The 23,563-nt window shown below is 45.0% G+C and carries 23 protein-coding genes; 21 read left to right on the forward strand and 2 right to left on the reverse strand.

The genetic code is table 11. The features are described from left to right. Positions 1–859 precede the first annotated feature (859 nt). From K9J17_16405 to K9J17_16450, 10 genes are all read left to right on the forward strand, one after another. Positions 860–1,858, forward strand: a complete 999-nt coding sequence (locus K9J17_16405) for a histidine kinase (GenBank protein ID MCF8278311.1) — start codon at positions 860–862, stop codon at positions 1,856–1,858. Next, positions 1,858–2,595 carry a LytTR family DNA-binding domain-containing protein gene (locus K9J17_16410; protein ID MCF8278312.1) on the forward strand — a complete coding sequence of 246 codons (738 nt, stop codon included), beginning with the start codon at positions 1,858–1,860 and terminating at the stop codon, positions 2,593–2,595. Before K9J17_16405 ends, K9J17_16410 begins: the two co-directional genes overlap by 1 nt. A gap of 120 nt (positions 2,596–2,715) precedes the next feature. Continuing rightward, positions 2,716–4,428, forward strand: coding sequence for a T9SS type A sorting domain-containing protein (locus K9J17_16415; GenBank protein MCF8278313.1), 1,713 nt, complete (start codon positions 2,716–2,718; stop codon positions 4,426–4,428). Positions 4,429–4,432: 4 nt separating this feature from the next. Continuing rightward, positions 4,433–5,218 carry a sterol desaturase family protein gene (locus tag K9J17_16420; GenBank protein ID MCF8278314.1) on the forward strand — a complete coding sequence of 262 codons (786 nt, stop codon included), beginning with the start codon at positions 4,433–4,435 and terminating at the stop codon, positions 5,216–5,218. A gap of 42 nt (positions 5,219–5,260) precedes the next feature. Beyond that, on the forward strand, positions 5,261–6,325 hold the full coding sequence (locus tag K9J17_16425; protein ID MCF8278315.1) for a T9SS type A sorting domain-containing protein: 1,065 nt from the start codon (positions 5,261–5,263) through the stop codon (positions 6,323–6,325). A 388-nt stretch (positions 6,326–6,713) separates the two neighbouring features. Next, on the forward strand, positions 6,714–7,139 hold the full coding sequence (locus K9J17_16430) for a hypothetical protein (protein ID MCF8278316.1): 426 nt from the start codon (positions 6,714–6,716) through the stop codon (positions 7,137–7,139). A 133-nt stretch (positions 7,140–7,272) separates the two neighbouring features. After that, positions 7,273–8,145, forward strand: a complete 873-nt coding sequence (locus K9J17_16435) for a helix-turn-helix domain-containing protein (GenBank protein ID MCF8278317.1) — start codon at positions 7,273–7,275, stop codon at positions 8,143–8,145. A gap of 101 nt (positions 8,146–8,246) precedes the next feature. Beyond that, positions 8,247–8,666: an ester cyclase gene (locus tag K9J17_16440; protein MCF8278318.1), complete on the forward strand. Its 420-nt coding sequence runs from the start codon at positions 8,247–8,249 to the stop codon at positions 8,664–8,666. A 158-nt stretch (positions 8,667–8,824) separates the two neighbouring features. Further along, positions 8,825–9,253: a DUF4288 domain-containing protein gene (locus K9J17_16445; protein ID MCF8278319.1), complete on the forward strand. Its 429-nt coding sequence runs from the start codon at positions 8,825–8,827 to the stop codon at positions 9,251–9,253. Between the two features lie 24 nt (positions 9,254–9,277). Then, complete coding sequence (locus K9J17_16450) at positions 9,278–9,664, forward strand: hypothetical protein (protein MCF8278320.1); 387 nt, start codon at positions 9,278–9,280, stop codon at positions 9,662–9,664. Between the two features lie 409 nt (positions 9,665–10,073). Here the strand turns inward: K9J17_16450 and K9J17_16455 are convergent, their stop codons facing one another. Then, positions 10,074–11,534, reverse strand: coding sequence for a hypothetical protein (locus K9J17_16455; protein MCF8278321.1), 1,461 nt, complete (start codon positions 11,532–11,534; stop codon positions 10,074–10,076). A 155-nt stretch (positions 11,535–11,689) separates the two neighbouring features. Between K9J17_16455 and K9J17_16460 the strand changes: the two genes are divergently transcribed. The 8 genes from K9J17_16460 (at position 11,690) to K9J17_16495 (ending at position 19,031) form a co-directional block, all read left to right on the forward strand. Beyond that, on the forward strand, positions 11,690–12,115 hold the full coding sequence (locus tag K9J17_16460; GenBank protein ID MCF8278322.1) for a hypothetical protein: 426 nt from the start codon (positions 11,690–11,692) through the stop codon (positions 12,113–12,115). 1 nt (position 12,116) lies between these two features. Further along, positions 12,117–12,473 (forward strand): hypothetical protein, encoded by a 357-nt coding sequence (locus tag K9J17_16465; GenBank protein MCF8278323.1) that lies wholly within the window; start codon positions 12,117–12,119, stop codon positions 12,471–12,473. A gap of 100 nt (positions 12,474–12,573) precedes the next feature. Continuing rightward, positions 12,574–13,347, forward strand: a complete 774-nt coding sequence (locus K9J17_16470) for a M15 family metallopeptidase (GenBank protein MCF8278324.1) — start codon at positions 12,574–12,576, stop codon at positions 13,345–13,347. Between the two features lie 87 nt (positions 13,348–13,434). Beyond that, entirely contained in the window at positions 13,435–13,662 is a 228-nt protein-coding gene (locus K9J17_16475) for a hypothetical protein (GenBank protein MCF8278325.1), read from the forward strand. Between the two features lie 230 nt (positions 13,663–13,892). Continuing rightward, positions 13,893–14,306 (forward strand): bacteriohemerythrin, encoded by a 414-nt coding sequence (locus tag K9J17_16480; protein ID MCF8278326.1) that lies wholly within the window; start codon positions 13,893–13,895, stop codon positions 14,304–14,306. A gap of 130 nt (positions 14,307–14,436) precedes the next feature. Further along, complete coding sequence (locus K9J17_16485) at positions 14,437–16,899, forward strand: PAS domain S-box protein (protein ID MCF8278327.1); 2,463 nt, start codon at positions 14,437–14,439, stop codon at positions 16,897–16,899. Between the two features lie 10 nt (positions 16,900–16,909). Beyond that, positions 16,910–17,353, forward strand: coding sequence for a response regulator (locus K9J17_16490; protein MCF8278328.1), 444 nt, complete (start codon positions 16,910–16,912; stop codon positions 17,351–17,353). Positions 17,354–17,387: 34 nt separating this feature from the next. Continuing rightward, a complete protein-coding gene (locus K9J17_16495) occupies positions 17,388–19,031 on the forward strand; it encodes a SpoIIE family protein phosphatase (GenBank protein MCF8278329.1) in 1,644 nt (547 codons plus the stop codon). A 152-nt stretch (positions 19,032–19,183) separates the two neighbouring features. Here the strand turns inward: K9J17_16495 and K9J17_16500 are convergent, their stop codons facing one another. Then, the gene (locus tag K9J17_16500; protein MCF8278330.1) at positions 19,184–19,732 is read right to left on the reverse strand and encodes a hypothetical protein; all 549 of its coding nucleotides are present in this window, start codon (positions 19,730–19,732) and stop codon (positions 19,184–19,186) included. Between the two features lie 62 nt (positions 19,733–19,794). Here K9J17_16500 and K9J17_16505 point away from each other — a divergent pair, with 62 nt between their 5' ends. From K9J17_16505 to K9J17_16515, 3 genes are all read left to right on the forward strand, one after another. Further along, complete coding sequence (locus K9J17_16505; protein ID MCF8278331.1) at positions 19,795–20,637, forward strand: hypothetical protein; 843 nt, start codon at positions 19,795–19,797, stop codon at positions 20,635–20,637. After that, the gene (locus K9J17_16510) at positions 20,634–20,894 is read left to right on the forward strand and encodes a hypothetical protein (GenBank protein MCF8278332.1); all 261 of its coding nucleotides are present in this window, start codon (positions 20,634–20,636) and stop codon (positions 20,892–20,894) included. Before K9J17_16505 ends, K9J17_16510 begins: the two co-directional genes overlap by 4 nt. Before the next feature lie 161 nt (positions 20,895–21,055). Continuing rightward, positions 21,056–23,500: a TonB-dependent receptor gene (locus tag K9J17_16515; protein MCF8278333.1), complete on the forward strand. Its 2,445-nt coding sequence runs from the start codon at positions 21,056–21,058 to the stop codon at positions 23,498–23,500. Positions 23,501–23,563 lie beyond the last annotated feature (63 nt).

Below are 23,563 nucleotides of genomic sequence, written 5' to 3' on the forward strand. Positions count from 1 at the left end.
TGCTCAAAGCAGTAAAAGAGTGGGGATCATCTGTGTTGACGGGCTTCGACCGCCCTTCTGCTATTTGGATCTTCTTCCACTCTTTCGTTCCTTCTGTTTATACTTTAAAACTAATACGAGTGCAAGCTTAGGACTACTACCGAGTTGGCTGTGAAGAATTCTTAAGGGACGCTACGGCTCTGAAAAACCTACTCGAAGCCAAGGGTGACAAAGACGATGTAATTTCATATCTCGACAGGGAAGAAGTTAGTTACGAAGCGTTTCTAAAGGGCGACCAATTTGTGATAACTCTTGGGTCATTTGACATGGTATTCAATGCGGAGAACGAACTGGTTTCAAGTGAGTTCCGTTGAAATAAAAGAAATAAAAACGTGCTACAACAACCGCTAAATCTAATGCGTGCGACTGTACGTCAGTCGGTCTCAGTTTCGTTCTGCGCTGTCTGCGCATGGCGAAAGGACGGCAGTTTCTAACGCATTATCTTTAGCGGCAAACGTTGGGGTTAATTAATGGGCATCTCGATACAGCTATAAAATTGGTCTGCTTAGTTCTGCAGGACGCTAACCATCTGAGCACATCTCCAAGAATTTGGTAGTGCAACGGTTGAGTACTTGCAAAGACATTATAATCGTGCAATGGAGAACCATCGGACTTTGGGAAACTTACACCGAAAAGACGACTTTACGTTACTTCAGATGGCGCTCCAAAAACCAATGGAGAGCAATATTGCGGCAGCAAATAGCCTAGCGGTAATTCAGACCAGTGATAAAAAATCAAACATTAAAGAATTGCCGATTACAACAAACCAATATTCGGAGTATCTAATTGTTGAAGTACATTCGAATCGTTAGAATATTCAATGAGCTTTGATCGTTACTTCAATCGTATTGGGGAAAGTGCTTTCCCATTCGTTTTTGCGGCTGTAATCCCATGGCTGAGCATTCTCAATGCGGTGGCATTCCGCGATTCGTTTACTTGGGTAGATATATTGGTTCAATGGATCTTCTCTTTCGGTTTTTTGCTACTGCTATGGTTTCTGGTAGAACGGATAGTCAGTTCAGAGAACAGAATGACGTTGCCCTTGCGGTTGGCCTTTGCACTTATTGCCGTCATTGTTTTTGGCACCACGCTGGTCTTTGCCGTATCTGAAACCTTTCCGAGCATTGATCGGGATCAACCTCTTTGGCTTTCCACTTTTCGGCTTTCGATCGGTGGTCTGATGGTGGTAGCCATTCAAGGTGGTTTTCGGGCAATCCGCGAGAACGAAAAACTCAAAACAGAGAACTTTGCTCTGCAAACCGAAAACTACAAAGCACAGCTCGATCAGTTACGGAATCAGGTAAACCCCCATTTTCTGTTCAATTCGCTGAGCACGTTGCAGACCTTGATCCGAAAGAATGCTTCTGAAAGTGAAGAATTCGTTCATAACCTATCCGATATATACCGTCAGCTTCTGCATTCAAGGGAGTCAAGCGTCAGCACACTTGAGGAAGAACTGGATTTTCTGAATACCTACATGAACCTTCTACGATCAAGGCACGGCAGTGCGTTGCAGGTTGATATTGATGTGGACGGATCGGTCAGGAAACTTCAGTTACCGAGTTTTGCCCTGCAGCTTCTTGTTGAGAACTGCACAAAGCATAACATCATCTCAAGGGATTCACCGTTACATATCCGGATCATTGAAGCAGGCGGGAAGATCTCGGTTTCCAATAACCTGCAACTGAAAAAGTCGGTGGATTCCACAGGCGTAGGTTTGGAAAACCTTCGGAAAAGGTATGCGTTGATGAACATCAGCGAAGGCGTGGCTGTAATGAGCACCGATGCTGAGTTCAAGGTTGAAATCAAGCTGTTCTGATGACCAATGTTCTTATCATAGAAGATGAACCGAGTACTGCGGAGCTGCTGAAAGAACTCATTGAGTCAAGGAGTGGGCATCGGGTTGTTGAGACGCTGGAACGGGTAGATACCGCAGTTCAGTACCTGAAGGAACACCAACAGAACCTGGATATCATCTTCTTGGATATTCACCTTGCAGATGGAGAGAGTTTTCACATTTTCAAGGAGATCGATGTTCAGACCCCGGTGATATTCTGTACCGCTTATGATGAGTACCTGCTGAAAGCATTCAAGCATAACGGAATTGATTACATCTTGAAGCCGTTCAAGCAATCTGATATTCAGGAAGCTCTAGCAAAGTTCGAAAGTCTAAAGTTGAGTTTTGCTTCTAAGAACCGACACGGTCAAGAGAACAGTTCGAGAAGATCTTTTCTGGTCCATTACCGAGAGAAAACCATTCCCATTGCCGTTGAGCAGATCGCTGTTGTGCTTATCAGCGAAGGAATCACGTATCTGTATAATCTGAACGGAGATTCGTTTCACCTCGCAAAGACCATGGATGAGGTGCAAGAGGGCTTACCGATTGACGATTTCTACAGAGTGAACAGGCAAATGATTGTGAATCGGAACGCTGTAGCTGAAATTGAACCCTACTTCAACAGAAAAGTGATCATCAAATTGAACATCAACCTTCCAGAGCAAGTAGTTGTAAGCCGTTTGAAAGTCTCCTCATTCATGAAATGGCTGGAGCAATAGAGAAGGTTCAAGACAATTCAAACCATTCCTTGTTCAATTCAGCTGGCAATCTGTTCAGTTCACTGAATTTTCGTCCTTATCGTCTGATACACAGCATAGTTTTGCTTCAAATCATCCAACATGAAAAAAGCATTTCTAAGCATTTTAGCGGTCATCTCATTAGTAAGCATAGGCAGATCCCAATCCTCTACCTGGAACCATGTTTACACGACTTTACAGACCAATTGCATCGGTTGCCACGGTGGTGGCGCTCCTCAAGGTAACCTTGATCTATCAGGTTCGAGCAGCGCTGTTTACAGCGCTTTGGTAAATCAAGCACCGACCAACCCTGCTGCCTTGGCAAAAGGAAATCTGCTTGTTGACCCGGGATACCCCGAAAAAAGTTTCCTGCTTAGAAAATGTGCCAACTCAGACTGGGACAATTGGTACGAATATGACCTTGCTCCGGCCGAAGGCAACTCCATGCCGCCTTCGCCACAGCCAAGTCTGGCTCATGCTGAAATTGAAATGATCCGTCAATGGATCCTTTATGGGGCAAGTGAAACAGATAGCGTTGTGGACCCAATGCTCATTCAGAATTACTACGGGGGATTGGGCATGGCCAAACTTCCTCCTCCGCCAGCCCCAGACCCAAGCGAGGGTATTCAGGTGCGTTTGGGGACTTTTTTCCTTCCCCCTGCCAACGAAATAGAATTTCATAAGAAACAGAAGCTGAATCTTGACAGTGATCTGGAAGTGATCTCGCTTCATCCATTTTTCAATGACGAGTCGCATCACTTCATCCTTTATAAATTCGATGCAGCAACAGCGGCAGAATATCCGGAGGGATTAAGGAATGTGGCCGAAGGAGAAAGTTCCATGTTCGATTCAGACATGGTTGCCGCTTGGGCCGACCCAGCCGCAATAGACCTTCCTGCTACCACTGCTTACTCGTGGGAATCCGATGTTGTGCTGGATATGAACTATCATATTCTGAACTATGAGCAGGACTCGATCTTGGCTGCAGACGTGTACATGAATATTTACACACAGCCTACCGGTGTAGCCGAACATGAAATGATCTCACGTTTACTTCCTATCGATTGGATAGAGGCAGCTTTGAGTCAGGGCGAGAACATAGGACCCTCATTGATAATTCCAAACAATGGGCAACCGCATGTTTTCGAAGAATCGTTTTTTGGGTTCGGTCCCATCATAGACCAGATCGGTGCAAACTGGTATTTGTGGAGGCTTGGAACCCACACGCATGCAAGAGGAAGCGACTTTGACCTGTTTCTTAGAAATCCAGATGGTACCAAAGGAGACCAGATATATGAAGGTTTCTATAATACTGAGTACACATTCAATCAAGGATATTATGACTGGGAACATCCACCAACGCGTTACTTTGAACCGGAGCTACTTCATATCCCAATGGCAAACGGATTCATCTTCGAAGCTGAATATGTGAATAACGGTTCTGATACATTGTATTGGGGAAACACAACTCAGGACGAGATGATGCTGATTTTCGTTCAGTACACAACGGAGCCGTTGAATCAATCAGGCACTGGAATCGGGGAAACCTACGGGTCTGCCGTATCGAAGCTGACCGCCATGCCGAATCCGACAAATGACAATTCAACAGTTCGTTTTGAGCTGGAAGAACCAGCAGAGGTCGAACTGTTGTTAATTGACATAACCGGCCGAGTTGTTTTCCAAGAATCTAAAGGGGAGTTAGTTGCTGGCACGCACACTCAGTTGATCGATATGAGCGGATTACAAAGTGGGATGTACATGCTGAACTTGAACGTTGGTGCGGACAGAGCTGTTGTGAGTCTGGTGAAAGAGTAAGAAGATGGATTCGATAAGGTGGTATTTTCTCCTTTTTATCTTGGTCGCACTTGTGGCTGAGATCATTTGGTCACGAATTGGTAATACCGAAACGTTCGATCTTAAAGAGAGCGCTGGCAACTTGACCGTGTTTGTTGGTAATCAATTGCTTAAACCCATTTCCTTGGCCTGGAAATATCTTGTTTTTGATTGGGTGTCGCAGTTCAGATTTTTCGACATTACTACAAATGTGATTTCCGTACTCACTGCATTTCTTGCGGTTGAATTCATCTATTACTGGTATCATAGATTGAGTCACGAAATTCCAATATTATGGACATTGCATCACACGCATCACTCGGCCATGAAGTACAACCTCACCACAGCGGTAAGGCTGAATTGGTTAGGCCTGTTCGTCAGTCCTATGTTTTATATTCCATTGATATTCATTGGATTTTCTCCGGAAATTGTTGTTTCGGCTCTTGCGGTGGGCTTGTTCTACCAGTATTTTTTGCACACGGAGGCCATTAAGAAGTTAGGCGCTTTAGAAGGTGTCATATTTAATACGCCATCTGCGCATCGGGTACATCATGGTTCGAATGAAGCGTACATCGACAAGAATTTTGGGGCTATGTTGATCGTATTCGATAAACTATTCGGAACATACCAGCCAGAGACCGAAAAAGTGAAATATGGAGTAACCTTTGGTTTTTTCAGTAACAATCCATTTGTGATAAACTTTCTTCCGCTTATCCAGTATTTCAAGGGGAATTGGAAAAGAGAAAAACAGCGAATAGAAGAAGGGCTTTAAAAAATCCCCCTTTGATTCGTATTGGCTTAGAATGAAAACCGTATGAAGCGCATAATCTTAATGACAGTAATCGCCAGCATATCACTGCACTGTGGCGTCAGATCACAAGACAGTACGGCCATTGTCTCGGCTTTTTTCGGTCTTGATAATGCATTGCCCATACTTGCAAATGCCTTGTGTCTTGGAGCAAACGGAATGGACGGTATGCCCGTGAATTTCAATTACCCTATAGATGGATCCAGCTTATCGGCATCTGATTTCGAAGTTGTTGACGGCCTTGGAAACAGCTACGCTCCCATGTGCGCTGTATTAGCACCAGCCAATGAAAACGGAGAAAACCGAACGGTGCTCCTGATTGGGCAGTTTGGAAATGCTGGTACCAATCCACCAGTGCGGATCAACGTTATTGATGACCTGTTCACCACCAACACCTTGGTTGAAGAATCTTCTTGTTCTGAAATCATCAATTTGAATGGCGCCTATACCACTAACGTTGTTCCTTTGAGCGAAGGGCCATCCTTGTTTTTCGCTCAGAAAATTGATGGTGGTATCAATGACTGTGACCTGGGTAACCAGACAATACAAGTGGCTTGGGATGGAGGTATTACCCCTTTCATCAATGGCGTTGCTGAGGATGACCTGTTTCAATTCTACACAGGTTATTCAGATAGTTCAGGAGTGCTTATTGCTCACCAACCGATTGCGATAGCAGATATAAATGATAACGACAACTTCCATCAACTGTGCTTTTCTACCAATGAGGAGATTGTAAGAATTTCAATTATCGCAAACACTGTTGAAGACCCGAATGGAGATCCAAATTCGGGTAGCGAGATTGACGTAAGCTATTGTTCTGCGAGTTTAAGTGCAGAAGAAATTCCACAAGAACCAACATATAACGTTTATCCAAATCCATTCTCAGCTGAGCTGTTTGTTGAGAACTTAAGAGGAGATGAGTACTTCAAGCTTTATGATCTTACCGGACAGGTAATATTTGAAGGAGGGAACTTCGAATTATTTGACATTTCGAATATCACAAGTGGGCTTTATTTTTTCACTATCCGATCGCGTTCGTATCTGGAGAGTAAGAAAGTAGTTAAGAAATAATGAATACAACACCCACCGAATCCAATGCTCGGAACAGTGTGTCAGTCCGGAAAACACAGGATAGATCGGTCTAAGTTTCTCTTCGACACTTCGACCTGCTCAGCGCAGGCAAGCTGAGAATAGACTCGCTAAGTTGTCTGCACACGGCTACCCGACCGAAGGGAACACACCGGCAACGAAGGTAAAGGACGGCAGTTTCTAAGGCATTATCTTTAGCGGCAAACGTTGGGGTTAATTTTATAGTCGGACAATGTTCTCGATTGCTTTAGGCCTTGTTTTCATTACTACAGTCTCAATTGCACTTGTAGCATTTGCTCTTGCCTTCTTATTTAGGAAGCACCGTTTTGTCAAAATAAGTCTGTCAGTCTTGGGTTGTTCTTCAATTGCTGTGAGTCTGTTGATTGTCTGTTTTGTCTTGACCAACGGCAATTCGCAACCTGTTAAAGTCGATTTCTCAGGTGTTTATCACAGAATCAGTGGAATACCAGGAGAAAGAGGGAAGTTGATTGTTCATCCTGACAGCACGTTTGAAGTCATTGACGATCTTTATTTATTCCGTGGAGGGTCGTGCGCGAGATTCTCCCCGTACCTGCCTGAATTAGGAGCGAGGATTTATATGAATCCTGATTCAGGAAAACATAATGGCGGAAGTTTTCATGTTACATATGACAGTTTTGACACCATTTATGTATTCCAATTGCCTGATTCCTATTTGGCAAAGGATTATGCGCTGAAAAATCCCCATACGTATCCTTTGAATTCATTTAGTTATGAGAAAGTGCCAAGTGATAACCGGATAAAAAGAAAAAACTAACCCCAACAACTACTATAAAAATAGGGCGTGACGACAGGTACGCAAGCTCAGCTGTTTCTACCAAGTTCAGTTTCGGGCGAAAGGACGCAGGTATTAAAGCCCTATTTTCATAGTTGTAACCGTTGTAGGTAATATGAAAAACGACATACCACATGTAACATTTAAACCTGCGACTTCTGAAAACTTTGGATTTGAAATTGTTCCAATTGAGGCAATTGCCAACAAGAAAGGTGCACATGAGCACAACTCTCAATTACCGCATCAACTCAAGTTTTACAATTTGATTTTTTTCACCGAAGGCAAAGGCAGACATTTTATAGATTTCCACTGGTATCCTGTACAGCAAAACACTCTTGTTTATATTGCCAAAGAACAAGTAAATGCATTTGAATTTTCTGCAGGTTTAAAAGGATACTGCATGGTTTTTACCGAAGATTTTTTTGTGAATTGCTTTTCAAATTTTACCGACAATTTTTTGTTTCGGTTATTCAATCCACAACTATTCTCGCCCATTGTTCCAATTCCAGAAGAGTCAGATTTTATCAATTATTTTAATCTCTTACGCAAAGAATTCAGCGCTCCAAAATCGGTGAATCAAAAGGAGATAATTAAATCGCTGCTTACCATTCTCGTATCCAAGGTGGAGAACATCAAGCAAAACCAGCCTGAGTTTTTCATCGATTCGTCAAAGCTTATTCTATTTCAAAAATTCACCTCGCTGGTAGAAAATCATTATACCGAAAGCAGAAACGCTAATTTTTATGCAGATAAATTGGCCATCACCTATAAACACTTGAATATTACTTGTAAAGAATTGATGCACAAAACTGCTAAAAGTGTGATTGATGACTTTATAGTGCTTCAAGCCAAACGAAAATTGATAAACGCTGATATGAAGAGTACCGAATTGGCGTATGATTTAGGTTTTGAAGACCCTACCAACTTTACAAAATATTTCAAGAAGCAAATAGGATTAACCCCAATATCATTCATAAAATCGATTTAATAGCGTTGTTGGTTCGAGATTAACCATTTTTACTCCACTTTTCATCGTTACAACGATTTATGGCAACTGCATCTTTGTAGCATCAAACTAGACAAAGAAAAATGGAAAATTTAAAAGAAATCGTTTTGCCGTTTTACCAAAAGGCTTTAACCGTAAACGCTGAAACGAACCCTGCTGATGTATTGAATGCAATCTTAGCACCTGATTTTATATCGGAAGGAACTGTGGATAACAAGAACAAGGAACAACTGATTGGTCAGTTAGGTTTTTTCTGGAAAATGATTCCTGATTTGAAATGGGAGCCTACAGAAATCATTGAAAGTGGTAACCAAGTTATTGTAAGAAGCAAAGTGACAGGAACACCAAACTCACCTGAAGGACAATTTTTTGGTTTACCAACAAATGGGACTAAATCTTTTGCGACTATGTCTATTGATATCCACACCATTGAAGACTCGAAAATTGTTAAAGTTAACCACATAGAGGATTGGGCTACAGCACTGAAACAATTAAAAAATTAGCATTAGTGATGTAGAAATACTACCTACAACAAGTATAAAAGCAATAGCGGTTTGGGAGTAATCTCAAGCCGTTTTTTTGTATTTAAGTATCTTGCTTTCCGAAAAGTAACTGCATTTAAATCCGCTACTGCTCTTATACTAAACGTAGCACATTTTAAATGGACACCGAGGGAAACAAATGGTTTGCAGTAAAACTGGTTTATGTTAACGAGGTTATCGGCAAACCAGACCCGAAGTTGGTGGACAACAACTTCAAAGAAAACTATGTCGCTTACGAAGAGAGTGTTGTGCTTATCAAAGCTAAATCATTTGACGAAGCTTACGTGAAATCGGAAAAAATAGGAAAGGAAAACGAAGACGACTATACCAATATTTATGGTCAAACTGTACAGCAAAGGTTAGTTGGCGAGGTAGATTGCTTTGAGCTATTAGATGAACCGCTTGAAAACGGAACAGAACTTTATTCCAACATTATTGAAACAAGTACTGGAAAAAGTCATGGTCACTTTATTAGTGAAACGTTCAAGGTTACGACAGACATGCAATACATGTTGATGAATGCAGCGTTCAACAAGCAAAAGAATTAAAAATCGTCTTAGCAAATTTAGAAAATGAAACCCAAGCTGAGATACGTTGAACTTAAAACGGGTTATTCTGACAACGGACCTGCTTGGATTGGACTTGCTGAATTTTCAAAATCGGGACAGACCGTCTATTTCAATGGGCAGGCTTTTCGAAATATTGGTGGTTCAGGAGTTGCGGGAAACTTCATTGACGTTGAAACGAGTGACGAATACTGGATTTCAGCCATTAAAAAGGACGGCAACGACAGACATTGGGCAGGTGCGGGAAAAGTCAAAATCGACCGAAACGTGATTGACTTTTATCAAAGTTTAGTGGGTACGGACTGGTTGAATTCATCACAGTTTGAATTGATCGACATTCTTCCTACAGACAAGCAGAAGTTCAGTGAGATTGAAAATCGAACAATGAATTGAAAAAATGATGGATCACCAGCCATGAAAAACGTAAAACTCCCCTCACCCCCTAAGAGGCTCATTCCAAATTGATTGGAATTTGGAGGTTCAAGAAACACCTTGGAGTTACATGATAAACCACATTTTTTCACGATTCAATGCTTTTGCAATCACTTAAATCACAAATTCAATGGAACTTTGGTCTTTTCCAGATACTAAGAGAGCGCAACGATAGACGACAAGAAGTACCTCTACAACAGTGATATTGAACTTACATCGTTAGCAGTTTTGTAGAGCCAAGGCCAAGTTATTTAGCTCTTCAAACCCTTCCCATAAGTTCGACATATCTCCTGTTAGCTCTACTAGACGGAAAATTTCCAGTTTTTCATGGATTTTCCCGTCTATCTTTTTGCGTATAGTTGTGTTCAATCTATTTGGCCATCAGTGCTTGAATGGATTTGCCAGTAGCGCGGCTTAATGCCCATAGGCGCAATTCTTCGGCTCCCACCAATCGCTGCGTTTCAAACTCCAACAGGTTCTCATGAAGCTCCATCAACACTGGTATTCGCTCAATACCATGAAAGTCTCTATGATGCTTAATTAACCAATCATGAACCAGCTCTTCCATCTTATAAAAGGGCATGTCCTGTCGGAAGGTTCGTTGGTAGCTGCGGAGGTAGTAATGAAAACGGTCGTCACTGTCTTCCTCGAGTAATAACAATAGTCTGAACAGTCGGGCCAAACCCTGAATATCGAGCCGAGAATGCAAGATTCCTTTATCGCGGATGCGCGAAAAGTGTTCCTTGGCTTTCTTATCATTCCCCAAAACGAGGTGGACAATGCCTAGGTTGAAAAGCAAGGTCAGCTCTTTGCTTTCTGTCATCAATTTGCCAAACGATTGAATTCCGCTAAGGATGGATTCTTCCCTACCCAAAGCATCTTCCAATCTATCGGTATTCATGTAATAAAGTTGGTATTGCAACTCCACTTCGCAAAATGCAAGCATGGACGCACGCCTTCCCGACACCATCACTTCCTCGGTCTTCTTAAGCAATGCCAGCACCTGATCAGTTTCGTTCAATTGAATGAGTATACCGATAAGGTTCGACAGTAGCTGTCGATAGAAATGTGGACGATAGCTGATTCGGTCAGGGTTACTTTCCCACAACGACAAACCCAACTTCCAGTAGTCCGCAGCCTCTGGTAGATTTCCAACTGATTCGGCATAAAAAGCACAAGCCGATGCAAAGCGTATCTGTGCTGGTAAGGACATGGCCTTCGGAAGATCACTCATGGACCCTTCTGCCATCAGGGCATCCATGGCCGACCGAACCGCAGCATCATCTGCCACTCGGTATTTTTTCTGATGGTCGCCCATGTTGTCGCAAATAAGGGCATACTTTGTGAGGTTGGCCACTTTACTGACCACGGTTTCCAGCCGGTATTCGTTCTCTATTATCTGCCTCAGATTCTTAGAGCGTGGCAATAGCTTCAGACCCGTTCTCAATTGTTCCCGTAGTTGAAGTTCCGCAAATAGGTCATCCACCTTGACTGCTAGATCAATGCCCTCCGTAGTCCGTTGAACAGCCTCTTCTGCAAGCCCCATATCCAATAGGAGCTGAACCACTTGCAAATAGGCCCAAGGTGTTGCCTTCAGTTCTCTGCGCGTACGGAGATCAAGCACTGTGGCAAGCGCTGCGTCATACATCCTATGCTTTTCGGTGGGCAATATGGCAAGATACTCCGGGTCTGCAAGTGCTCTGGCAAGCAGATTTCCATCATACTTTCCCATCCGTAGCATGCTATCGAACAGACACCTGCGCTGAGTGCTCCACTTTCCATTTTGAAGGTGGGCTGAAGCACGGAAAGCAGCCACTTCGCCTTTATCCATAGCATTTAAAAAGCGATGTAACTGGTCTGGTTTCATGGGTTCACGGTGGGGTTATCGCCTATAGGGTAGTCGATTCTCTGCAATAATCGAAAAAAATAGGCAAGGAAATCTCAACGTACACTGCTTACTTCATCCTTTGAACAAAACTTAACGCAATGCCAACATACACATTTACCCCTTCAGAAACGTATGCCCTCGGTACACACGAGGTCATTTTCACCAGCAGTCGCCTTCAGGTCAAACTCAGCTCTTCGGGCCTAGTCGTATTCGATAAAAGTTTTTCCGGTGGGATCTCTTTCCGTTGTGATGCGGATGATTTTCAAATAGGTACACTCAGCGCAAGCAACTACATGACCAAAACAGTGAACCTAAAAGCAGCCAACGCCAAATTGTGGTTAGATGAGAAACCAAGTGCCAACAAATTCATCGGCTCCAACGACTCTACTGACGACAGCATCTACAACATCTTCAACACTAACCAATGCCCTGTAACGCTATCTAAAAGTGGAAACGATGCCGTGATGAAATGCCCTTGCGATGGCGCCCCATGCACCAATGGTTGCTACCAATACGGAGTGTAAGATGGAACTGGAACTGATAGAAGCCGCATTGCAGGTAGAATACCCTCCATACGAGGGTTGGAAACAGCTTAACAATTGTGAACTGGATGATGATTTTAACATAGACTTCCTATTTGTGCGTAAGGGAGAACCGCCTGTGGCCGTGTTACTTATGGAAAGCCCGTATATCAAGAAAGAAGACATGATGCTGGTCGATCATGTAAAAAGCGCTTACAGAAGAAAGATGAATGGTCGAGAGGTTCATGTGGTTCTTGCTTATCAGGAGATGCTGATGCGGCCGCAACGCATACCGAAGGGAATGTCATTACTGGTAGTGTCTGAAGATATAGCCGTGCCTATGTCTCTTGCATCAAATTAACTAAAAAGGGCTATTGAACGATATCAAAAAGAATCTAACCTTCCATTATTCCAACAACCCCAACTAGAACGCCATGCCCCTTACCCCAGACCACGTCCGATTGGTTCAATCAGAACTCAAGCTCCGCGGCCTCTACCCTGGACCAGCGGATGGCATTGCAGGAAGCGCAACAAAGGCTGCGCTTGATAAGGTGACCGAACTGCCCAAGACATGGCCCCTCGACCGTAAGCTTGTGGGTCTACTCCAGCTTACAGCCAAAGACTTGGGCTTCGAAACAGGCCCGATTGATGGCCTTTGGGGTGCGCAGACCGCCTATGCTTACGAACAGCTGCGCCACCTGCGTCTGTTTGGTGTGACGCCTCCTGTTTGGCGGCCCGAAGGTAATGTAGTGGGCAATCCTAACAACTGGCCAACACAGCGAACTGACGAAGAGCTGATCGCCTTCTACGGGCAGATGGGCGCCAACCAAAAAAGCCTTGCGCTGCCCTACCCTCATCGCCTTAGTTGGGACATGAACAAGAGTGTCAACGCATTCCAGTGCCATCAAAAAGTGCACAGCAGCGTGGTGCGCGTTCTCACCAAGGTGAAGAACACTTACGGCATGGCAGAAATACAACGTTTACGCTTGGATGTTTGGGGCGGATGCCTCAATGTGCGACTGATGCGCGGTGGCGACCGCTACAGCACCCACAGCTGGGGTATCGCCATCGATTACGACCCCGAAAACAATCAACTTAAATGGGGCCGCGACCGTGCCAGCTTTGCCCGACCCGAATACGAGCAATGGTGGCAGCTATGGGAAGAAGAAGGCTGGGTAAGCCTTGGTCGCCAGCATAACTTCGACTGGATGCATGTGCAGGCCGCTATGCTATAAAATCCATATTAACTTAATCAAACATGATCACTGAGCAATCACACCAAGTTAACAAGTGGCATTAAGAAAGAAACTGACAGGGAACAAATGGAACCATACAAGAACAACTCTGGAAGCTCCATTGTGGTGGCATACCAGCTCAAAGCCAATGGCATTGCCGTAAAATTTACGGACGGAGGGATTTACGAATACGATGAAAAGCATACAGGCAAGCAGCACATCAAACACATGAAACAATTTGCCGAGGCCGGAGAAGGCCTTGGCACCTATATACAGACCGTAACCAAGTACGGATACTCAAAACAGGTGAAATGAACAGAATGCGAGATGAACCACGACTTATAAAGCTACTTTACATTCTTATGGCCATAGTGGTTGTCATTGCCCTTACTTTCATGCTGTCAGATAAGTAAAAGCATTCCTTATTTTCAAGCGCTGCACAATGCAATTGACCTGAGGACCAGAAAAACATAAGCACAACACAACCCCACATTTGCAGCCCATGCCACCCAACAACAGCTACACTAACCTATAAAACAAGCACCATGAACTTTGGAATTTGGAACGAAAAGTACTCGGTACGCAACATCATCATAGACGAACAGCATCGCAAGCTGCTCGATATCCTCTACCGTTTCGAGAAAATGGTGAACAGGGATAAGGACCACGCAGAGATGGTTCAACTTCTGAGCGAAATGTCTGACTATGCCGAAGCGCATTTCAAATCGGAAGAACGCTACATGGAAAAATTAGGCTACCCCAAACTGCAGCTCCATCAGGAACTGCACAGCAAGTATGCTCTGGAAGTGCTACGCTTTACGCTGCAGCATTTGGACGAAGGCCCCGACAATGCCCGCGATGTGCTCAACTTCCTTACCCACTGGTGGACCGACCACATCCTTAAAGTGGATATGGATTACTCTGAGTTTGCCAAGAAAAAGGAGCTGAGCATCTATTGACCAAAATCGGTGCTCGTTTAAATAATAAACTGTACTTTTCATCTCAAACAGAAATAAGTGATGGCCTGAAACCCCTCTATCCACTCATCAATCTTCGTACTACCACCACCATCAAGCCCCAAAAGAGGAAATGGAACTACCTCAAGACCCACATTCAAAAGACAGATTTCACACCATCCGCTCCATAGCGGCCTTGGTGGTGGTTGCCTTGTCGGTGGCTGTTCTTGCAGGATGGCAATTGAACGTTGATGTGCTCAAGCGGCCCATTCCCGGGTCGGTGGCCATGAACCCACTTACGGCCATCTGCTTCATTCTTTCTTCCCTTGCTTTATTGAATCTTCGGAATGGGAGACTGCTAAGGGTCTTTGCTTGGTTCCTTATGGCGCTTTCCTCGGCAAAGCTCCTTTCAATGATCACCGCGCTTCACATTCCTGTCGATACCTTCATCTTTCATGGAAAACTCGCCTCAGATAAACTGAACGGAATTAGCAACAGCATGGCGCCCAACACGGCCGTTGGGTTTCTGTGGGTAGGCATTGCCTTCGAATTGCGTAGATCAAAGAAGATAGCCCTTTGGTTCATTGAGCTAAGCGTAATGCTTGTATTGGTGCAAGGGTTGATCTCTACAATAGGCTATGGTTTTAAGGTGCCAGAGTTCTATGGCGTGCTCAACATGTTCCCAATGGCCATACACACGGCCATGTGTTTTCTGATAATAGCATGCGGAATGCTGTTGGTACGACCAATGGGCCCATTCATGTCAACAATGACAGACAAAGGGGCTGGGGGAATAATGGCCAGAACACTGTTGCCCATGGCCATTCTGGTTCCTATTGTCTTAGGCGCATTGCGGCTTTACGGAGCAGCGCGCGGAATCTTCTCAACCGAATTCGGACTGATGCTGGTGGTGGTATCGGTCATTGGTTCTTTTTGTTTGGCCATTTGGAAAATTGCTGATGTGACCAATAAGCATTCGGCAGAACAGAAGCTACACGAAAAGCAACTTGCCTTGGCCAATGCCAACTTGGAGAAAAAGGTGGCCGAGCGTACCGAAACATTACTTGACGTAAGTCGAGAATTGGAAGAAAAGGCCAAAGAATTGGAAATAAGCGAAAAGCGTTTTAGGGCTTTGGTAGAGAATGGTGGCGATGCCGTTCTTGTGGTGAATGGCAATTTTAGCCCCATTTATGTGTCCGAATCCATTACACGTATGCTGGGTTATTCGCCAGCGGAAGTAATGGAGATCGATCTGCTTTCCCTTATTCATCATGACGATCTTGAAGGCGTTCAGCAGGCTTTGGGAAATGCCATGGAAAACCCCGGTATTCCAGTGCCTGGCCATACATCCCGAACAAGGCATAAGGATGGGTCGTGGCGTTGGCTGGAGGCCACCATTACCAACCTCTTGCACGACCCTGCCGTCAATGGCATTGTCGATAATTTCAGGGATGTGACCGAACGGGTGGAAGCCAAGCAACGCCTGGCCGCCAGCGAAGTGCACTTTCGGCAAACGCTCGATAACATGATGGAGGGTGTGCAGATCATTGGACACGATTGGACCTATCAGTATGTGAACCTAGCCGTAACCGTTCATGGCGCCATGACAGCTGAACAGATGTTGGGAAAGACCATCATGGAGTGTTATCCAGGTATTGAGCAGACGGAGGTGTTCAGCCAGATGCAGCGGGTGATGAATGAAAGGACCACTCACCACATGGAGAACCTTTTCGACTATCCAGATGGAAGTCAGGCATGGTTTGAGCTAAGCATACAGCCCGTTCCCGAAGGCATCTTCATTCTGTCCATAGACATAACCGACCGGAAGAAGGCGGAAGCAGCTATTGCAGAGCTCAATGCATCGCTCGAACAAAAGGTGGAAGAACGCACCGCACAGTTGCAGGCCATCAATAAGGAACTCGAATCGTTCAGCTATTCGGTAAGCCATGACCTAAGAGCGCCTCTACGGGCAATCAACGGTTTCAGCAAAATATTGGAGCAACAGAACGCGGCACAGCTTGATGAGGATGGCAAGCGCCTACTTTCCATTATTAAGACCAACGCCAACACCATGGGCAATCTTATTGACGACCTGCTGGAGTTTTCGCGTACTGGGCGAACCGATATCCACAGCTCTGAGGTAGACATGACGGCTTTGGTCCGAGCCATACTGGCCGAAACGGACAAGGGGCTGGCACAGATAGAAGTGGAGCCATTGCCACTGGCCTATTGCGATGCTACTATGATGAAGCACGTGTGGGTCAATCTGATCTCCAACGCCATCAAATATTCTGCGCGAAAGGAACAGCCGCTTATCCGTATTTGGTCCACCCAAGAAGACAAGCGCAGCGTTTATCACATTCAAGACAACGGAGTAGGTTTTGATATGCAATATGCCAGCAAACTCTTTGGCGTGTTCCAACGCTTGCATTCTCCTCGCGAATTTGAAGGAACAGGCGTAGGCTTGGCCATCGTGTATCGCATTATTGGAAAACATGCAGGCCAAACATGGGCCCATGCCGAATTGGACAAAGGCGCCACTTTCCATTTCAGCCTACCTAAAACAACGAATCCATCCTTGATCAACAACCCCTAAATAGAATGCCATGGAACCAAAAATGACCGACCTACTACTGGTTGAAGACAACCCTTACGATGCCGAACTGACCCTTTCCGCCCTACGGCAGAAGAATCTGGCCAACCACTTGCATCATGTAGAAGATGGTGCCGAGGCACTTGACTTTGTTTACGCACGCGGAAAATTCGCAGGCCGAAAAGGAATGGCCCTGCCAAGCCTTATCCTGCTCGATCTGAAAATGCCGAAGGTGAACGGAATTGAAGTGCTCGAACAGCTGAAATCGGATCCAACCACCCGAAGCATTCCCGTTGTGGTGCTCACCAGTTCCAAAGAAGACCCCGACATTAAAGCCTGCTACGACCTTGGCGTAAATAGCTACATCGTGAAGCCAGTAGATTTTGAAGCGTTCATTTCTGCTGTTATTGATCTAGGTATGTATTGGCTTCTACTAAACACACCGCCTAAGAGTTGATCCACCAAGAGTTACACACCAGAAGTTTGAGGAAATGGAAAAGTTGAAGATATTACTACTGGAAGATGAAGAATCGGATGCGTTGCTCGTGCTTGCCACACTGAGATCTGCCGGGTTGGTGTTTGAGTATGAGCATGTGGAAAATCAATTTCAATTTTTAGACAAACTTGACACAAGTACTCCCGATATCATCCTTTCTGACTACGGATTGAGAGGGTACAATGGTCTGGCTGCTTTGCGTGATAAAAAGCAGCATGGCATGACCTGCCCATTCATCTTGGTCACTGGTTCGCTTCCTGATGAAGTGGCCGTTGCATGTTTGAAGGCTGGCGTTGATGATTATGTACTTAAAGACCGATTGAGCCGATTGCCAGATGCCATCAAACAGGCACTCGATAGACAACGGTCTGATAAGGAAAGACGGAAAGCACTGGAAGACCTGATCAGAAGCCAGAAAAGGCTGGAATCGGCTGAACGCATGGCCATGGTGGGCAACTGGGAATGGAACATTGGGACAGGAGTGATCAGCTGGTCGGACGAAATGTATCGCATCGTTGGGGCTGATCGCGATAGCTACACACCTACCAATGATTCCTTTCTGAACATGATCATTCCGGAAGATGCTCCTGACGCCAATCAGATTTCCAAAGACATGGGACACGGCAAGATGCCGGATATGAACAGCCGATTCCGGATCAAAACCCTTGATGGCCAGATAAAGATGCTTAGCAGCATTTCTAAGAGCAACGGAAAAAGCATGGAAAGCGGAGAACTCAAGATCTTCGGAACCATGCAAGACATAACACTGCAATTCCTTACAGAAAAGGCACTAAGAGACCTTACAGAAGAACTTGAAACCCGCGTGAAACAGCGAACTTCTGAATTAGAAAATGCCAATTCCCTCCTCAAACGGAAAAACGAAGAAATGACCGACAGCATCAACTATGCCCAGTTGATCCAAAAAGCGCTACTCGCTAAACTCGATGAGTGTAAGGCCATGTTTCCAAAGTCTTTTGTTTTCTGGAAACCAAGAGATATTGTAAGTGGCGATTTCTACTGGCAATATCACAATGACGATTACGATTACATCGCAGTGGTCGATTGCACAGGACATGGCGTACCAGGTGCATTCATGTCCATGATCGGGCATCAGCTACTAAATGAGGTTGTGATCAAAAAAGGTTCTACCGAACCTGGAAACATCCTTCAGGAATTGGACGAAAGCGTTGACAAGGCCCTATTTGGCCATGCAGGAAAGGGTGTACGCGATGGAATGGATCTGATCCTTTGCAGAATAGACAGGGTCGAAAGGAAAATCTGCTTTTCCGGAGCTTTTCGCCCTCTTTTCCATTCCACAGCCAAGGGGCTAATGGAATACCGAGGTAATCGCAATCCCATTGGCAATTACGACTCTTCGAATTGCACGAAAGTCTACGAGCAAATCTGCGTTGATTTCGAAGAAGGCGATACGATCTACCTCACTTCCGATGGATACTATTCACAATTCGGTGGGCCAAAGGGCAAGAAAATGATGAAAAAGAGATTCAAAGAATTGCTGGAAAGATTACAACCGCAACCGATCGATCTTCAGTATGAAGCAATCGATACATATCTCAATGAATGGCAAGGCGATTGCGAGCAGGTGGATGACATTTTGGTGATCGGAATTCAATTTTAAACCATTCAAACCCGAGCTAATTCCGAGTCCCAAGCAGTGTTCCGAAGAAGCATTCTTGCGTAAGTAAGCACGGTCAGTTCATAATGAGAGTTCTACCTGAGCTAAGGCTAGTAAGTGAAAGGAACAAAAACATGATCTTGCTGCACTCGACCTCAAGGATTCAGCACCCTTTCCCAACGGTATTGGTCGCGATAGCTGAACAGGACAATGCCGTATTCCGGACTCAGGGCCAATTCCTGTTTGACCCCGACAGAATCCGTTTGTTGGTAATAATGGCAGTGCGTGAATTCATAGCCCCGCAAATTCAGTGTCGAATCAGGAATTTCTGTAGTTAAGTGAGGACCCACATCATTGACCTGTAACTCCCAATTCGCTTGACTATAATACATACGCTTCCCTGGAATATTCGGGTAGAACATCCCAATCGTGCGAGGATAATAGTCCAAACAGTCATCCCGATAATTGTCCCTTATGAAATCGGCTGGTGTCGTTTGGTAGTTGGTATCAAACACCAATATCTGTAGGTAATTGTTCGAACTGTCCATGAATGTGCTGACCACATTTCTCCGCAAAGCTCTTGTCAACGAGTCCTGTGGTTGTGTATACTCGTCACATGCGCAACCACTCAAAAAAATGAAGAATGAGGCCGAGACAATGATCTTCATGACTGACATAGAACCGATGGCTTTCAATTTTCTCATTCAAGAAATTACGATAGCAAGATAGATATTTCTACAGTATGTTAAATTTGATTCACAATGACATGAATTTACAACTTAAAATACTGCTTTTTCTACTGGCATCACTGCTTTGGACACACGGATTGTTCGCTCAGGCGGAATCCTTGACCGATCATATTCTAATGAAAGATAGCAGCGAATACCGAGGTCGGATCGTTGAATTCAATTTGCATGAGAATGTCATCATCCGTCTCATAAACGGCCAAAAGCTCACGATTCCAATGACCGATGTGGACCGGATCGATAGGCAGGATAGTGATTTATTCAGAAAGACGAGAAGGGAAAAAGTGCCTCGGGACCGAAAACGTATTCTATACGAACCCAAGCAGAGGGCGTACTTTGGTCAATTGCAAAAGAACCTTGAGTTTGCGCAGTTCGGGCTGCAAACAGTGCACGGTTACAGATTGAGCAATTGGCATCAGCTCGGAATCGGTTTCGGATTCAACTTTACGGCAACGTCACTTACGTTCATACCATCAACGCACAATAGTCGTCAGAATCAGATTGAGGGAATTTATACCCCGCTGTTCCTGCATTACGGAGGAAACCTTCCATCTGGTGGCGTTGTGCCGTTTTACGCCTTAGAGTTGGGTTACGCATTTAGGCTATTGCCGAACATCGAAAAAATGAACAACCCACTCGGCCTTGGAGGCGTTCATGCTGCTACCGTTTTCGGTGTCAGACTAAGAACCCGCAGTCGCTACAATTTCAGACTCGGCCTGCGATTGAGTTTCCGATCCGCAGACTTCATTTTCCGCGAATATTCTATTGACCCAGACAAGGGAATCGTTCTGTTAGATGTACGGAAAAGAACCGTAGCCAGCATGTTTATTGGTCTAAGTTTCATTCATTCCTTCGGACGATGAGAACATTTGTTATCTCCATGGCGCTAGTGGTCAGTTCTCACCAAGTCCTGTTTGCCCAAAGCAGCAGACCTGATTCGGTCATCCTCAAAGACCACAGCTTTTACTTTGGGTTTATCACCGAAATATTACCGCGCGACACGGTATTTATCCGCTCTTCGTTAGGAAACATCTATGGAATACCTGTGGCCCAAATTGAAAGGGTTTATATTCGAAAACCTCGTATTGGAACACCGATAGACAATGGACCACATAGATGAACACGCGTTTAGATAGGCGCTAGGGGTCTGAACAGAATATAAACTTGACATAAAATCCGCTCCCTTTCGATAAACAACTCTCCACCTAAAGCGTTTACGCATTTCAACGTACGTGCGCCAAAAGCTGAATATTACTTTTGTAGTCGATTAAGATGCTGCCCTTGAAGCCCCTGTTCATTCAGTTCTTATGTCTCCTATCTCCTTTCTGGTTGCTTGCGCAAACCCAGACAATCCGTGGTGTGGTTATCGATCAGGAGAATAAAATGCCAATCATTGGCGCGGCAGTAGTGGTTGTTGGAAGTGATCCCATCATAGGAACCACCACCGATCTGGACGGAAAATTCCACCTTCCCAAAGTAAAGGTTGGTCGCATCGACCTCAAGATCACCTATTTAGGTTATGCCCCAAAAACACTTTCAGGCATCGAACTTTTCAGCGGAAAAGAATTGGTGCTCAATGTGGAGATGGTGGAAATGGTGATGAAGCAGGACGAGGTAGTAGTTAAAGCTACGCGGAAAAAGGACGAGGTGATGAACACGATGGCAACCGTTTCAGCCCGTGTTTTTTCCACCGAAGAGGCTTCGCGCTATGCCGGCACTCGGAATGACGTTTCGCGTATGGCCACCAATTTTGCTGGTGTTCGTGGCGCCAATGATGCCACCAATGACATCGTTATCCGTGGAAACTCGCCTACAGGACTACTTTGGCGCTTGGAAGACGTTGATATTCCCAACCCGAACCATTTCGGAAACCTGGGTTCTACAGGCGGTCCGGTAAGCATGCTCAACAGCAATGTGCTTTCCAATTCCGACTTCATGACGGCTGCATTTCCAGCAGAATATGGTAATGGTATTTCGGGTGTTTTCGACCTGAAAATGCGGTCTGGAAACAATGAGAAGCACGAGTTCATGGGACAAATTGGCTTCAATGGTGTGGAGCTTGGGGCAGAAGGACCTTTCTCTAAGAAAAGTGGTGCTTCCTATCTGATCAATTTCCGCTATTCAACCCTTGCATTGTTCAAATTGGGCGGTGTCGATTTTGGAACGGGAGATGCCACACCACAATATTCGGATGTAAGCTTCAAAGTGCGTATTCCTACCAAGAAGACCGGTATCTACGAGATCTTTGGGATGGGCGGCATTAGCAGCATCGACTTTATTGCCAGTCAATCAGACGATAATTCGACCAATTTCTATTCGCAAGGCGGGCTCGATATCTATAACCGAAGCAAACGAGGCGTTGTAGGATTTTCGCACACGTATCTGTTTAAGAATAGTAGCTACCTGAAAACGACCTTAGCTGGTAGCACACAACTTAATCAGGATGTGATTGACAGTGTAGATGCGTTCAAACATCCGTTCGACTGGTATAAGCAGAACTTTCAGGACCACCGTTTCCAGGCTCACGTTTATTACAAGAAGAAATTCAATGCCAAGCATAACCTTAAGGTGGGAACACGTGCCACGGTTTTCTATTCCATTCTTCAGGATAGTTCGTTTGTCCGAGCTTGGAACGACTACCAGACACTGACTGATTTTGATGGCGTTACTGCGCTGATTCAACCTTACGCGCAGTGGCAGTGGCGATGGAATGATGCTTGGACCATGAACACAGGCCTGCATGGGCAAGTATTGACTCTCAACGGTTCGTACACGGTAGAGCCGAGATGGGGATTGCAATGGAAGGTCAACCCACGGCACAGACTTTCGCTCGCCTATGGTCTACACAGCCAAATGGTGGCTTTGGATAGGTATTTCTTAGTAATGGAAGATTCGCTGGGGAACAAGCAGACTCCCAATCGCGACCTAGACTTTGTAAAAAGCCACCACGTGGTGCTCGGATACGATTGGAGCCTGCCATTTGACATGCGCATCAAACTGGAAGCCTATTACCAATACATCTATGATGCGGGAATTGACCGCGATAGCAGTTCCTACTCATCGCTTAATGTGGGCAGTTTTACGCAAGATGGACCAGATGATATTGTGAATGGCGGAACGGGAACCAATTACGGATTGGAGCTCACATTCGAGAAATTCCTGACCAAAGGCTATTACTGGTTGCTTACTGCATCGCTCTACGATTCTAAATATGTGGCCAGCGATGGCGTGCTCCGCAACACGGTTTTCAACGGAAATTATGTACTGAACGTGCTTGGTGGATACGAACTTCAACTGAACAGAAAGAACCCGAAACTGAAGCAGCCGAAACCGAACTACAGCGAAAGGCAATTGAAGTATTTTGAAAAGAAGCAGAAGAGCAGATTGGCCACCAAGCATTCGCTCAAATTCGATGTGAAATTCACCATTGCTGGTGGGTCTCGCTATACGCCCATCGACCTCACAGCATCTTCCATTGCTAAAAAGGCGGTTTATGTGGATGAACAGGCTTACTCGAAACAATTTGTTCCGTACTATCGATTGGACCTTGGACTGACCTACCGAATGAGCCGACCAAAAGTGACACAGGAATTTTCAGCCTCTTGCCAAAATGTGACTGATAAGGCCAATCCGCTTTACAATCAATACAATCCCGATCAGAACAAACTGGTGAATGTGAACCAACTAGGCATCTATCCGTTGCTTCAATATAAGGTTCTGTTCTAGGCCATCTTTTTCTTCGTTGAGCATGCTGTTCAACAACGTTGATTTACAAACTCAATAGTTTTA

The sequence above is a fragment of the Flavobacteriales bacterium genome, assembly GCA_021739695.1.
Lineage (GTDB): Bacteria > Bacteroidota > Bacteroidia > UBA10329 > UBA10329 > UBA10329.

Excerpts from the sequence above, each read along its gene's own strand:
- K9J17_16505 (MCF8278331.1), top strand. The coding sequence starts at position 19,795 with ATGAATTTACAACTTAAAATACTGCTTTTTCTACTGGCATCACTGCTT.
- K9J17_16465 (MCF8278323.1), top strand. The coding sequence starts at position 12,117 with ATGGAACTGGAACTGATAGAAGCCGCATTGCAGGTAGAATACCCTCCA.
- K9J17_16415 (MCF8278313.1), top strand. The coding sequence starts at position 2,716 with ATGAAAAAAGCATTTCTAAGCATTTTAGCGGTCATCTCATTAGTAAGC.
- K9J17_16495 (MCF8278329.1), top strand. The coding sequence starts at position 17,388 with ATGGAAAAGTTGAAGATATTACTACTGGAAGATGAAGAATCGGATGCG.
- K9J17_16440 (MCF8278318.1), top strand. The coding sequence starts at position 8,247 with ATGGAAAATTTAAAAGAAATCGTTTTGCCGTTTTACCAAAAGGCTTTA.
- K9J17_16425 (MCF8278315.1), top strand. The coding sequence starts at position 5,261 with ATGAAGCGCATAATCTTAATGACAGTAATCGCCAGCATATCACTGCAC.
- K9J17_16455 (MCF8278321.1), bottom strand. The coding sequence starts at position 11,534 with ATGGATAAAGGCGAAGTGGCTGCTTTCCGTGCTTCAGCCCACCTTCAA.
- K9J17_16485 (MCF8278327.1), top strand. The coding sequence starts at position 14,437 with ATGGAACTACCTCAAGACCCACATTCAAAAGACAGATTTCACACCATC.
- K9J17_16490 (MCF8278328.1), top strand. The coding sequence starts at position 16,910 with ATGGAACCAAAAATGACCGACCTACTACTGGTTGAAGACAACCCTTAC.
- K9J17_16475 (MCF8278325.1), top strand. The coding sequence starts at position 13,435 with ATGGAACCATACAAGAACAACTCTGGAAGCTCCATTGTGGTGGCATAC.
- K9J17_16510 (MCF8278332.1), top strand. The coding sequence starts at position 20,634 with ATGAGAACATTTGTTATCTCCATGGCGCTAGTGGTCAGTTCTCACCAA.
- K9J17_16480 (MCF8278326.1), top strand. The coding sequence starts at position 13,893 with ATGAACTTTGGAATTTGGAACGAAAAGTACTCGGTACGCAACATCATC.
- K9J17_16435 (MCF8278317.1), top strand. The coding sequence starts at position 7,273 with ATGAAAAACGACATACCACATGTAACATTTAAACCTGCGACTTCTGAA.
- K9J17_16445 (MCF8278319.1), top strand. The coding sequence starts at position 8,825 with ATGGACACCGAGGGAAACAAATGGTTTGCAGTAAAACTGGTTTATGTT.
- K9J17_16460 (MCF8278322.1), top strand. The coding sequence starts at position 11,690 with ATGCCAACATACACATTTACCCCTTCAGAAACGTATGCCCTCGGTACA.
- K9J17_16420 (MCF8278314.1), top strand. The coding sequence starts at position 4,433 with ATGGATTCGATAAGGTGGTATTTTCTCCTTTTTATCTTGGTCGCACTT.
- K9J17_16450 (MCF8278320.1), top strand. The coding sequence starts at position 9,278 with ATGAAACCCAAGCTGAGATACGTTGAACTTAAAACGGGTTATTCTGAC.
- K9J17_16405 (MCF8278311.1), top strand. The coding sequence starts at position 860 with ATGAGCTTTGATCGTTACTTCAATCGTATTGGGGAAAGTGCTTTCCCA.
- K9J17_16500 (MCF8278330.1), bottom strand. The coding sequence starts at position 19,732 with ATGAGAAAATTGAAAGCCATCGGTTCTATGTCAGTCATGAAGATCATT.
- K9J17_16410 (MCF8278312.1), top strand. The coding sequence starts at position 1,858 with ATGACCAATGTTCTTATCATAGAAGATGAACCGAGTACTGCGGAGCTG.